At 63.6% G+C, this 12,687-nt stretch carries 12 protein-coding genes; 7 read left to right on the top strand and 5 right to left on the bottom strand.

Annotated elements, in window-relative coordinates:
• Positions 1-40 precede the first annotated feature (40 nt).
• Positions 41-1,213, bottom strand: coding sequence for a formate-dependent phosphoribosylglycinamide formyltransferase (gene purT, locus JO965_RS14780; RefSeq protein ID WP_256451888.1), 1,173 nt, complete (start codon positions 1,211-1,213; stop codon positions 41-43).
• Positions 1,214-1,602: 389 nt separating this feature from the next.
• Here purT and JO965_RS14785 point away from each other — a divergent pair, with 389 nt between their 5' ends.
• From JO965_RS14785 to JO965_RS14810, 6 genes are all read left to right on the top strand, one after another.
• A complete protein-coding gene (locus JO965_RS14785; protein WP_203439645.1) occupies positions 1,603-1,908 on the top strand; it encodes a hypothetical protein in 306 nt (101 codons plus the stop codon).
• A gap of 92 nt (positions 1,909-2,000) precedes the next feature.
• Positions 2,001-2,921, top strand: a complete 921-nt coding sequence (locus JO965_RS14790; RefSeq protein WP_246776563.1) for a DMT family transporter — start codon at positions 2,001-2,003, stop codon at positions 2,919-2,921.
• A 128-nt stretch (positions 2,922-3,049) separates the two neighbouring features.
• Complete coding sequence (locus JO965_RS14795; RefSeq protein ID WP_203439646.1) at positions 3,050-4,141, top strand: type III polyketide synthase; 1,092 nt, start codon at positions 3,050-3,052, stop codon at positions 4,139-4,141.
• A 9-nt stretch (positions 4,142-4,150) separates the two neighbouring features.
• Positions 4,151-4,864: a methyltransferase domain-containing protein gene (locus JO965_RS14800; protein WP_203439647.1), complete on the top strand. Its 714-nt coding sequence runs from the start codon at positions 4,151-4,153 to the stop codon at positions 4,862-4,864.
• The gene (locus JO965_RS14805; RefSeq protein WP_203439648.1) at positions 4,861-6,009 is read left to right on the top strand and encodes an NAD(P)/FAD-dependent oxidoreductase; all 1,149 of its coding nucleotides are present in this window, start codon (positions 4,861-4,863) and stop codon (positions 6,007-6,009) included. Before JO965_RS14800 ends, JO965_RS14805 begins: the two co-directional genes overlap by 4 nt.
• Positions 6,006-6,866, top strand: a complete 861-nt coding sequence (locus tag JO965_RS14810; RefSeq protein ID WP_203439649.1) for a class I SAM-dependent methyltransferase — start codon at positions 6,006-6,008, stop codon at positions 6,864-6,866. Before JO965_RS14805 ends, JO965_RS14810 begins: the two co-directional genes overlap by 4 nt.
• Here JO965_RS14810 and JO965_RS14815 read toward each other — a convergent pair.
• Positions 6,863-7,381 (bottom strand): ankyrin repeat domain-containing protein, encoded by a 519-nt coding sequence (locus JO965_RS14815; protein WP_203439650.1) that lies wholly within the window; start codon positions 7,379-7,381, stop codon positions 6,863-6,865. The two genes, JO965_RS14810 and JO965_RS14815, sit on opposite strands and share 4 nt — an antisense overlap.
• A gap of 27 nt (positions 7,382-7,408) precedes the next feature.
• Complete coding sequence (locus tag JO965_RS14820) at positions 7,409-8,332, bottom strand: nucleoside hydrolase (RefSeq protein WP_203439651.1); 924 nt, start codon at positions 8,330-8,332, stop codon at positions 7,409-7,411.
• 81 nt (positions 8,333-8,413) lie between these two features.
• On the opposite strand from JO965_RS14820, the gene JO965_RS14825 reads away from it, so the two are divergent.
• Complete coding sequence (locus tag JO965_RS14825) at positions 8,414-10,288, top strand: adenine deaminase (RefSeq protein WP_203439652.1); 1,875 nt, start codon at positions 8,414-8,416, stop codon at positions 10,286-10,288.
• Between the two features lie 3 nt (positions 10,289-10,291).
• On the opposite strand, the gene JO965_RS14830 is transcribed toward JO965_RS14825, so the two are convergent.
• Entirely contained in the window at positions 10,292-11,617 is a 1,326-nt protein-coding gene (locus tag JO965_RS14830) for an amidohydrolase family protein (RefSeq protein ID WP_203439653.1), read from the bottom strand.
• Complete coding sequence (locus JO965_RS14835) at positions 11,617-12,684, bottom strand: ABC transporter ATP-binding protein (protein WP_203439654.1); 1,068 nt, start codon at positions 12,682-12,684, stop codon at positions 11,617-11,619. The genes JO965_RS14830 and JO965_RS14835 overlap by 1 nt, the downstream gene beginning before the upstream one ends.
• Positions 12,685-12,687 lie beyond the last annotated feature (3 nt).

A 12,687-nucleotide genomic window follows, 5' to 3' on the forward strand; every position in this document is an offset into this window, starting at 1 on the left:
AACCGAATCCGGTTCGCCGAAAAATGCTCTAAGCGTCCGCTCAGGTCTCGTATTTGATCTGCACTTTCGCCGCTGCCTGCCGCGCCCGCTCGCGCGCTTGCTCCACCGTCCCCCCGGAGGCCAATGCGACACCCATGCGGCGGTGCCTACGAGTCGTGGGCTTCCCGAAGATGCGCACCTCCACGTCCGCATCCGCCGAGCCCAAGGCAAGGGCTTCCGCCAATCCTTCAATAGTGAATCGTTCGGCCTCGCGATCGGCCAGGATCACGGCCGAGGCGGTGGGGCCGTGCAACCGGACTGGCGGGATCGGCAGGCCCAGCACGGCGCGAGCATGAAGGTCGAACTCTGACAGGTTTTGGGAAAGTAGCGTCACGAGCCCCGTGTCATGTGGGCGTGGCGACAATTCCGAGAAGATCACCTCGTCACAGGTGATGAAGAACTCGACCCCAAAGATCCCGTAACCACCGAGATTGTCGACGACTTTCCGGGCCATGTCCTTGGCGTCGTTGAACAGTTTCTCGGTCATAGGAGTCGGTTGCCAGGATTCCTGATAATCGCCTCGCTCCTGCCGGTGACCGATAGGTTCGCAGAAGGAGACGCCCTCGCGGGAACGGATCGTGAGCAGCGTGATCTCGTATTCGAAGGCGATGAACTCCTCCACGATCACCTTCTTCCGGTCCCCGCGCATGTTCGCCACGGCGTCGTTCCAGGCCTGTTCCAGCTGATCGGCCGTGCGCACCGTGCTCTGCCCCTTGCCGGATGAGGACATGACGGGCTTGATCACGCAGGGCAGGCCGGTGTGCTCGGCTCCCGCCCTCACCTCCTCCAGGCTCTCCGCATAGCGATACTTGGACGTACGCAGACCGAGTTCGGTTGCTGCGAGATCGCGGATGCGATCCCGGTTCATGGTCAGCGACGCGGCCCGGGCGGAGGGAACCACCGTGAAGCCCTTGTCCTCGAAATCCTGCAGGACCTCCGTTCGGATCGCCTCGATCTCCGGTACGATGAAGTCCGGCTGGTGTTTCTCGATGGCGTTCCGGAGGGCCTCCGCATCGAGCATGGAGAAGACCTCGGACTCGTCCGCTACCTGCATGGCGGGAGCGTTCGGATAGCTGTCGCAGGCCACCACGTAGCAGCCATATCGCTTGGTCGAGATGACGAACTCCTTGCCGAGCTCGCCCGATCCGAGAAGGAGAATCTTGGCTGTGAACACGGGAATGCCTTTCATTCAGGGCCGGGCGGCTGCGTCGGGACGACATTGCGCAAAAACTCAATTCTTTCAACCACAGGGAAGGGCATCGCTTTCAAATGCTCAATGGCCGGCGGAAGCAGCAGGGTCGAGTCCCGGTTCGTTCATACAGGCAAGATCGGCCTTATTCACATAGGACAAGGACCCACATGCCTTTTGTCCGCGGGCGCGGCAAAAACGCTCTGCCTTGGCATTTTTAGCGGCTTGCCGTGGATCAAAGTTTCTCCGGGCCGCGTTCAACAGCAGCGACAGGGCTTCGGCCTCGCTTGCGCTGAGCGCAGCCCTGCCGTCTCAATCGCGCACTACGCAATCGGAAGTTCAATGGGTTAAGGGGTCTGCGCAGGAGAAGCCCAATGCTAGCAAAGAAGAAATCCTCCGAGAGCCGAAACCGGCGCGTGACGCGCGTCGAACCTCCTGTCCTTGAGGAGGCGGTTGTCGCCGCTCAGGGGCTGACGGATGATATCGAAAGCCAAGTCGAGATCGCCGCACAACTGATGGGGCTTTCGCACGACGAGGTGCGGCCCGTCGTCCTGCGATCGGCATCCCAGATCCGCCGTCCCGAGCGTCTGCCCGAGCGTTTCCCCATGCACGAGCGGAGCGAAGGGCCTAAGGTCGTAGTGGTTGAGCGCAGGCGCCCTCGCCTCGTCATGCCGAGATAATTCCCTTATCCTCCCATCCCGTCCGGGCGCGCCGGTCGTAACCGCTACTCCTTCCGCCTCCTGCCGTCGCCCTCCCACGGGATTGTCCGAACATGGTCAAAGGTATCATCCTTGCCTTCCTCGCCTTTGCCGTTTTCGCCTGGGGCGATGCGGTGGTGAAGGAGATCGGGCATGGCCTTGACCCGTTCGAGGTGACCTTCTTCGGATATCTCATCCCCTTTCTCCTGTCGCCCGTGTTCATGAAGCCCGGCGATAGGATCGTGGACCTCGTGCGGTGGAACAGACCCTGGCTCATGGGCCTACGGGTCTTCCTGATCGCCATCACGACGCCGCTCAGCGTCATGGCCTTCCGCAGCCTACCCTTCGCAGAGGCCTTCGCCCTTCTGTTCCTCATGCCCAGCCTCGTCACGATACTCTCGATCTTCGTGCTGAAGGAGCATGTCAGATGGCGCCGTGGACTGGCCGTCTGTGCGGCCTTCATTGGCGTGCTGATCATCGTGCGCCCGGGTTTCAAGGAATTCCTCCCCGGTCATCTGGCCGCCCTCGCCACCGCCCTGTGCGCGGCCGGCGGCGTCATCACGGGCCGGATGATCGGCCACACGGAGAAGCGGTTCACCCTGATCGGTACCGTCTTTCTCGCGACCACCGTTCTGGCCGGAATCCTGATGATTCCGGGCTTCGCCTGGCCGACGATGCATCAATGGGTGCTGCTGCTCGCCTTCGCCGCCACCGCCTTCGTGGCTCAGGCTCTGTTCATCATCGCAACCATGTACGCGCCGGCTGACCGGCTCGGGGCCGCGCAGTACAGCCAGATCCTCTGGGCACTGGCGATCGGGGCGCTGTTCTTCAACGAATGGCCTGACGCGCTGGCGCTGGTCGGCATCTTCATTGTCGTTGCGGCGGGGCTGTTCATTTTCGCACGGGAACAGACTCTTAAGCGCGGCCAGCCCCAGGCAACGCCCTCGGCCGAGCTTGCCCGGCCCGGAGCGATGGCCAAACCGACACCGCACTGACGGCTCTCCGATCTTACGGGTGCGACTTCTGCGCCGGCCTTTGTTTCCTCCTGCTATGGGCTGCCCTATTATCTTCGATCTCGAAGGCTCTGAGTGCTTGTACAGGAGTCAGGGCCAAGGTTGGCAGGGTGGTTCCCTTGGCAGGCACATATATCAACCGGATCGGCACAGCCGTTCCACAGCACGATGTCCACCAGACCTTCATCGGCTTCGTCGACCGGTTTCTACCCAACCGGAGGGACAAGCTGATCTTCCGCCGGATGGTCCAGCGGTCCGGCATCGAGCATCGCTACTCGACCCTCACTCCCAGCGAGAACCTTGAAGCGGCTGCCGATCGGGAAGGCTTTTTCCAACCGGGGCAGTTTGCCGGGACAGGCCCCCGCATGCAGCGTTTCGAGACCCATGCGGTCGATCTCGCGCAGCAGGCCATCGAGGCTCTCGACCTGAATGAGGATCTCACGTCCATCACCCACATGGTGGTCGCTTCCTGCACCGGATTTACAGCTCCGGGACTTGACCAGCAGATCCTGGAGCGTTTGGGCCTCAATCCATCGATCGAGCGCACCATGGTGGGGTTCATGGGCTGCGCCGCCGCCGTCAATGCGCTCAAGGTCGCCCACCACATCGTCCGGTCAGAGCCATCGGCCAAGGTTCTGGTGGTCAATCTGGAACTCTGCACTCTCCACCTTCAGGAGACCTCCGATCTCGAAGTGATCCTCAGCGCTCTGCTCTTCGGCGACGGATGCGCGGCAAGCCTCGTCTCGGCGGAACCGGAAGGGATCGCGCTTAAGGATTTCCGCGTTGCGACCATTCCGGATACGCGCGACCTCATCACATGGCGCATCGGCGATGCCGGGTTCGAGATGAGCCTGTCCGGGCAGGTGCCCCAGCAGATCGAGAAGGCCCTTCGCCACGAGGCCACCCGCAACGACGACGGCGGTATCCTGCGCGGGCAGCAGAAGGACGATTTCGACCTCTGGGCGGTGCATGCTGGTGGGAGAACCATCCTCGATGCGGTCGAACAGGGGCTCGATCTCGGCCCCGAGGCCTTGCGCTGGTCGCGTGGAGTGCTGCGGGACTTCGGCAACATGTCCTCCGCCACGCTGATGTTCGTCCTCGGGCGGATCATGCAGGACGCCCCGCCCACACCGAACGGCTTCGGAATGGCATTCGGCCCGGGACTGGTGGCCGAGACTTTCCGCTTCACTCTTGCCGGATAGAAGAAAATCATGGGCCGGAGCTTCGCGGAACGCAGCCCCGAGACCGAGTGGATGGACACCGAGTCCGTCAGCCTCGACGATTACCGTGCCTGCCTGAAGGACCTCGCCACCGTGAATATCGTGACCATGACCCATGGTCCGATTCTCAAATGGCTCAACCGGGCGACCCGCTCCCTCGCGTCAGACGAGCGCGTGACGATTCTCGATGTCGGATATGGATACGGCGACTTGCTGCGGCGAATCCATGAATGGAGCCGCCGTCGGAACCGGCCCGTCGACCTGATCGGAGTCGATCTCAATCCCATGAGCGAGCCGATTGCCCGCGCTGCGACGCCCTCTGGTGTTTCCATCGATTACCGGACCGGCAATGTCTTCGATTTCAAGCCTGACCACCCGATCGACTTCATCATCTGCTCGCAGACGACCCATCACATGTCGAACGCGGAGCTTGCAAACTTCATCCGATGGATGGAGCAGGTTGCCACGCGCGGCTGGTTCATCGCCGATCTCCACCGTCATCCCATCCCATTCCACTTCTTCCGCCTTCTGTCCCGGGCCGCCGGATGGCATCGTTTCGTCCAGCATGACGGGCCGATCTCGATAGCCCGCAGCTTCCGTCGGAAGGATTGGGAGAAGATCCTGGCTTCCGCAGGCATCGAACCTGGAACGGCTCGGATTCGCTGGTATCCTTCCTTCCGCCTTTGCGTGAGCCGTTTGAAATGAGCGGAGAACGCAACGAAGAGATCGTGATCGTCGGCGGCGGTCCTGCCGGTGCATCGGCTGCCTGCATCCTTGCAGACGCTGGACGCTCTGCACTTCTGATCGAGCGCGATCCCGAGCCACGGCATAAAGTCTGCGGAGAGTTTCTGAGCATCGAGGCGCAGACCTATCTGGCCCATCTCGGCATCGACCTCGACAGACTCAGAGCAAGCCGCATCGCGCGCATTCGCCTCGCCCATGGCCGACATTCAACCGAGGCGGATCTGCCTTTCCTCTCCCGCGGGCTGTCGCGCAAGATCCTGGACGAAGCCCTGCTGCAGCAAGCTATGTCCCGTGGAGCCGAGATCCTTCGCGGCGTCACCGTAAAAGCGATCTCGCCCGAGGGCACAGGCATCCATCTCGATGCGGATACACACAGCGAAATCCAGACGGAGACCCTCTTTCTGGCATCGGGCAAGCATGATGTACGAGGCGCCAAGCGACCGGCAGCAGGCACGATGAACGATCTCATCGGTTTCAAAGGGCATTATCGGCTGGCCCAAGCACAACAGATCGCGCTCGAAGGTTGTGTCGAGGTGATCCTTTTCACTGGCGGCTACGCCGGACTGCAGCTCGTCGAAGACGGCATCGCCAATCTCTGCCTTGTGGTGACACGACAATGTTTCGACGATATCGGCAAGAGCTGGGGCGGGCTGCTCGACCGCATCGCCCATGAATGCCCTCATCTGGGCGAGCGCATGGAGGGCGCAGAGCCGCTCTTCGAACGGCCGCTGTCGATCTTCCAGATCCCTTACGGTTATCTCCATGTCCCGGCTCCCAGAGAGCCGCAGAGTCTGTTCCGCGTCGGCGACCAAGCCGCCGTGATCCCCTCCTTCACTGGCGACGGCATGTCGATCGCTCTCCACAGCGGCTGCCTCGCCGCCTCGACCTTTCTCGCGCAGGGGCAAGCCAGCTCGATCTTCCACCGCCGGCTTCGGGAGGACATTCAACGCTCGCTGCGCCTCGCCTCCGCATTGAACACTACTGTGCGTTATCGTTTGGGTCGGCAGGCGGTGTTTCATCTCTGCCGCGCCTGGCCTGCCGCCATGCGCCACATGACATCGCTGACCCGCGTACAGGAGACCTCTATGGCATTGGTCGCCCGATGATCGTTCCACGGCAGATCCAGACCTCCGCGGACGTTGCCGAGCACTATGACGAACTCGATCCGTTCTATCGCGAGATCTGGGGCGAGCACGTCCATCATGGCCTCTGGATCACTGGCCACGAGACGCCGGATCGGGCGGTCGAAGCACTGATTGCGCATCTGGCGGACGGCTTGGCGTTGGAGCCCGGACAGCACATCTGCGACATCGGCTGCGGCTACGGCGCGACCGCGGAATGGCTCGCCACGCATCATGACGTGCAGGTCACCGGCATCACTCTGTCCTCGGCGCAACTGCGGCAGGCGGAGCGACGCGCCGCCGGATCGCCCCTTCTCCATTTCATGCGGCAGGATTGGCTCACGAACACATTCGAGGATGACGCCTTCGATCATGTCATCGCCATCGAAAGCTCTGAGCATATGCCGGACAAGCAACGGTTTTTCGACGAAACGTATAGAACCCTTCGTCCAGGCGGACGGCTTGGCGTCTATGCTTGGCTCGCCCGTGACAATGCTCTTCCATGGGAGGAACGTTATCTGCTGGAGCCGATCTGCCGCGAAGGTCGGCTGCCGAGTATGGGCACCAAGACGGAATATTGCGATTTGGCCGTGAAGGCCGGTTTCAGGATCGACGGATTCGAGGATCTCAGCGCGAAAGTGCGGCGCACCTGGTCTGTCTGTGCTGGGCGGGTCGCGAAGAAGCTTCTGACCCATTCGCACTACCGGCGCTATTTGCTCGATGCGCGCTCCAAGAACCGGATCTTTGCCTTGACCCTCCCGCGCATCTGGCTGGCCTATGCCACAGGCTCGATGCGTTACGGTCTTCTCACAGCCTGCAAGCCGGCCTTGAGCGGAACCTAGAACCGCAGGAGCAGCTCCGCCGTTTCCGCCGCTCCCATGGCACCGGCAAGCTGCGCGGCGGTCAGGCCGCCTGCATCCCGCGCCTGCACATCCGCACCGCGCGCGAGCAGAACCTCGACGATTTCGCTGCGGTTGAACATGGCCGCGATCATGAGCGGCGTCTTTCCACCGTCGCTGCGGCCGTTGACGTCCGCTCCACCGTCCAGAAGGCTCAAGATCGTCGCCATGTCTCCCTTGAAGGCAGCGCCGGCAAGCGGCGTCTGCCCGCGGTCGTTGGCAAGCTCCGGATCGGCGCCATGCTCCATGAGAAGCTGCACCGCATCGGCATGGCCGTGATAGCTCGCGAGCATCAGGAGCGAGTCGCCCTTCTCGTTGCGCAGGTTCGGTGGCAGGCCCATGCGCAGCAAGTCTCCGAGCTCCTGCACCTGCCCTGCCCGCGCATGCTGAAAGACGCGCTGAGCGAAGGCGATGGTTTCCTCGTCCGGTTCCGGCGGCTTGGTCGGGTCATTGTGCATCCCATGCTCCCGAATTCGTCCGATCCTCTAGATAGCGATCAGCTGCCGCGCGAGAAGATCGAGAGCGGCAGGTGCATCGACCCCCAGGGTGACCTGGACCGGAGATCCATTCTCGTCGATTGCGAGCGCTCCCGCGTTCTCGGCTGCGCCGACATCGACGCTCAGGCGAAGCTCTTCGAGACGAAAGAGGTCGGGCGCGAGGGCAAACAGCATCACGCAGGGATCGTGCAGCGGGCGGCTCTCCTGATGCGTGGCCGCCTCGAAATAGGATTCGATGAGGCTCGCCACCATCGCGGCCGCAGGCTTTCCGCTTTTCGACATGGCATCGGTGAAATCACGCGAGGCGCGCACGCGCCGGGTCACGTCGAGCGGGATCAACACGAGCGGCAACCCCGATTCCACGACGGTCGCCGCCGCTTCCGGATCGGCCCAGAGGTTGAACTCGGAGCGCGGACCCACATTGCCGCGCTCGTGGACAGCGCCTCCCATGGCAACGATCCGGCCGATACGCTTCGCCGCATCCGGCTTTTCGAGAACGAGCTGCGCCAGATTGGTGAGCGGTCCGAGAGCCAGCACATCGACGGTGCCTGCCTCTTCGCGCAGCAGGAGGTCCGCAAGCCATTCGACAGCCGGCCGAGCTTCGGGATCGCGGGCGGGCGCGGGCAAATTTACGCCACCGATGCCGTCCTCGCCGTGCAGGTTCAGGGGCTCCGGTCCCGGACGCGAGAAGGGTACAGCGGCACCCGTGAAGACGGGAATATCCTCCCGGCCAGCAAAAGCCAGAAGCCGGCCCGCATTGCGCGTCGTCGTCTCGATCCCGATGTTGCCGGCCACGGTGGTGATGCCGGCAATCGAAAGCTCCGGCGAGGAGAGGGCCAGGAGGATGCCGATGGCATCGTCGATTCCCGGATCTGTATCGATGACGACGAGGCGGGGTTTTGCATGAGGCATGATGGGGGTAGAAACCTTCCTTTGAATCGGCCGCCCCTTATCCGACAGCGGGCGGCGTTTGACCATATCCACAGGTGACCTTTGACCCATTCCTCCCCGCTTCCCGACGACCTTCTCGTGAATGCAGCGGATGAGGTGACAATCCGCCAGGATCTGGTTCTGGTCGCGCTGGGCAAGCGCCCGGCCGACATGCTCCTGCGGGTCGGCCGTCTGCTCGACGTTCCTACCCGGACTTGGCTCGACGATCAGGAGATCGCCATCCGCGGCCGCCGCATCGCCTGGACGGGACCGGCGGGAGCATTTCCCGGAACGGCGCTGGCGCGTGAGGATCGTTCACCTCTCTTTGCCGTTCCTGGCTTCGGCGAGGTGCACAAGCATATCGAGAGTTCGCACATCACGCCCGAATACGAGGCGGCGCTCGTCCTGCCGCGCGGCAACACCTGGACCTGCGAGGCGAGCCACGAATTCTCCAATGTGGACGGCGCCCATAATCTCGAGTTCTGGCTCACCGCGCGGCGCCACGGCTCGCCGATGAAGATCTTTCCCCTGCCCGGCTCGGCCGTTCCGCCGACCGCCTTTGAATGGGGTGGAGGCTATTACGGCTATGACGAGCAGGCGGGCTTTCTGAAAGAAAGCCTCATGGTCGCGGGTCTCGACGAAGTGATGGACTGGCCGGCCGTCTGGAATCCGGAGAACCCTTCGCACAAGCGGCTCTGGGGGATGATCCAGGCCACGTTCGAGAAGCGTGGCGTCGTGGAGGGCCACGGCGCAGGCCTGCGGGATCTCGACTCCATCAATGCCTTCGCCGCGGCGGGTCTCGCCTCCGATCACGAGGGTTGGACCGCACAGGAGGTATGGGACAAGCTGCGCCACGGCATCTTTATCGAGATCAGGCCCCATTCCATGCCGGAGATCATCGCGGGGCTCATCGAGCGTGGCCTCACCGACTGGTCGCAGGTGGCTTTTGCCACCGACGACCGCAGCGCATCGGACACGCTGAAGATGGGCGCGACCGACCACAACGTACGCCTTGCGATCCAATCGGGACTGGCGCCGGAAATCGCGATCCAATGCGTCACGATCAACCCGGCGCGACACATGCGGCTCACGCCCTGGGTCGGCAGCATCGCGCCGGGACGCTTCGCCGACATCGTGCTGCTCGACGATGTGGAGAAGCTTTCCATCACCGAGGTCTGGGCGGATGGGCGGCCCGTCTCGAAGGGCACCGATTATACCGGCACGCTGCCCTCGATCGCCTGGCCCGATTGGGCCTCCAAGACCGTGAACATCAAGCGCCGGGTCGAGCCGAAAGATTTCGCCATCACCGCCGAGGCCGGTCGTGAGACCATGCACGCCGCTTTGCTGCGCCCGTTCCACTGGCACGACGATTTCATTCCCATGGAGCTTCCTGTCGAAAACGGCGAGGTCCAGCGCGATCCGGCCCGGAACGTCACCAAGTTTTCCATCGTCGACCGCTTTTCCGGCGGGGCGAAGATTTCCCGCATGTTCTGGCTCGGCTGCGGCCCGAAGACGCCGGATACGGCGGTCGGCTGCACCGTGGCGCACGACAAGCACAATCTCTGGATCGTCGGCTCGTCGGATGAGGCCATGGCGATGGTGGCAAACCGCGTTGCCGAGATCGGCGGCGGCTGGGTTCTGGTCAGCAGCGGCAAGGTTTTGGCGGAGGTGCGCTATGAGATCGGCGGCCTGATGACCCAGCGCCCGGCGGAAGAACTCGATGCCGAGATGCAGCAGCTTTATGCAGCGGCGGAAACAATCGAATGGCTCTACGAGCCGACCTTTTCGCCGCGCTGGTTTCCGGGCTTCCCGGAGCGGCTGCAATTCGCGACCCTGACCTGCGCGCCCTGGCGCTGGGTTCTGGTGGCGCCCTGCGAGGCAGCGCCGCAGGGCTTCGTCAATGTGGCGACCGGGCAGACGCACCCGGTCGTCTGGTAGCGATCATCCGGCCGCGTCGATCCGGGCCATCTCGGCCTTGAACGCGGCGGCGATCTGGCCCGCATCGCGCAGGATCTTCTTGCGCTCTAGGCTCTCGACATCACGCCCGCGCATGATCCAGCGGCCGCCGACCATCACGTCCTGCACGTCGACCGGCATGGCGGAGAATACGAGCGTGGCGTAGATGTCGTAGACCGGCTGCATGCGCGGCGCCGACACATCGATGCGGATGAGATCCGCCTGCTTGCCGGGTTCCAGCGAACCGATGCGGCTATCGAGCCCCAGCACCTGCGCGCCCTCAAGCGTCGCCATGCGGATCACCTGCGCCGCAGGCATCGGCTTGCGGCTGTGGCCGAGCAGCTTCTGGAACATGGAGACCGGGCCGAACTGGCTGAACAGATCGAGCGTGTTGCCGCTCATCGGCCCGTCGGTGGCGATGCCGACCTTGATGCCAGCGGCGCGCATGGCTTCGATAGGCGCGATGCCACGTCCCGCCTTCGCATTCGAGCGGGCATTGTGGGCCACGCGCACGTCGGCCTTCGCCATCCGTTCGATCTCGAACGGGTCAATATGAAGGCAATGGGCCGCGATCAGACCGGGCAGCAGAAGTCCTGCCTTCTCCACGACCGCTACGGGACGCATGCCGTGGTTCTTACGGCACCATTCCATCTCGCTGTCCATCTCGGCGAGATGGAGCTGCACCGGCACGTCGGGATGCGCCTCGGCCCAGCGGGCGACGCGAGCCATGATTGCGACATCGGTCGAATACGGCGCGTGGGGCGCGATGGACGGAACGATCCTATCATGACCGGAGAACTCGGCAACGAGTTCCTCGACAAGGGCGAAGCCCTCCTCGGCATTTTTGTGGTCCGGCGGATCGAAGGTCGCGAGCGTCTGGCCGACCACACCGCGCAGGCCGGCCTGGTCCAGAGCCCGCCCGACCTCCGTCTCGTAGTAATACATGTCAGCGATGGTGGTGACGCCCGCCTCGATGGATTCGAGCGCGCCAAGGAGCGTGCCGACGCGCACCATCTCCGGCGTCACGAACTTGCGCTCCATCGGCAGCACGTAGCGGAACAGCCGGTCGTCCACGTCCTCGCCAAGGCCGCGGAACAAGGTCATCGCCAGATGGGCATGGGGATTGACCATGCCGGGCATGACCACATCACCGTCGACATCGATCACTTCGGCGCCATCCACCTGCGGCGGCTCGCCGGCGCCGAGCGCGCGGATCGTGCTGCCTTCGATATGGATCCAGCCGTTCTCGATGACGCTCATCGCCTCGTCGATGGGAAGCAGGTAGGCGTTCCTGATGAGGATCGAGGTCATCAGCGTGCATCCTCGGCGGCAAGAATCGTGCATTGCTCCGGCATCGGCACGAGCTTCACGTTCGTGCCGGCCTCGAGCGGCGTCGTGAGGCTGCCATTGGCAATCAGATGCCCGGCGGGCGTCTCGCATTGATACTGATAGGCGCGACCGAGATAGGTGCGCAGACCGAGCTGCGCCGGAAGCCCCTCGGCTGCGGGATCTGTCGACACCACCAGACCGTCCGGGCGTGTCGCCAGCAGGAAGGTATCCGGGATATTGCCGAACAGGCTTTGAGACAGCCGCAGCCGCATTCCCGCAGTCTCGGCGGTGACGACGTCGCCGTCGCGGGCGACCACCTTGAGCGGAATGATGTTCTCGAAGCCGACGAAGCGGGCCACGAAGGTGTTGGCAGGGCGCCGGTAGAGCACTTCCGGCCGATCGAACTGCATCAGCCGTCCGGCATTCATGATCGCGACGCGGTCGGAGATCGAGAAGGCCTCCTCCTGGTCGTGCGTGACATAGACCGAGGTGGTGCCGTTGGCCCGTTGGAGCTGGCGGATCTCGACGCGCATGTCGACCCGCAGCTTCGCATCGAGGTTGGACAGCGGCTCATCGAACATCAGCAACGGCGGCTCGATCACGAGCGCCCGGGCGAGAGCGACGCGCTGCTTCTGCCCGCCAGAGAGGGCGCCCGGTGCCCTCTCCGCCAGAGGCGCCAGACCCACGCGCTCGAGCATCGCCATCGCCCGCTTGCGACGCTCGTCCGCGCCGATGCCGCGCTGCTTGAGGCCGAAGGCGACATTGTCGAGAACGGAGAGATGCGGGAACAGGGCGTAGTTCTGGAAGACGAGGCCGATATCGCGTTTGTGGGTCGGCAGCCGCGTCAGGTCGCGCCCGCCGAGCGAGATGGATCCGCTGGTCGGCGAGAGAAACCCGGCGATCAGGCGCAAGGTGGTGGTCTTGCCGCAACCGCTGGCACCGAGAAGCGAGACGAGCTCGCCGGCCTGGACCGAGAGCGAAAGGTCTTCGAGAACCTTGGTCGTCCCGTAATGGGCGGAGACGGCGTTGATGTCGAGAGGCTGTGTCACGTC

It is taken from the genome of Microvirga sp. VF16 (genome assembly GCF_016864375.1).
GTDB lineage: Bacteria > Pseudomonadota > Alphaproteobacteria > Rhizobiales > Beijerinckiaceae > Microvirga.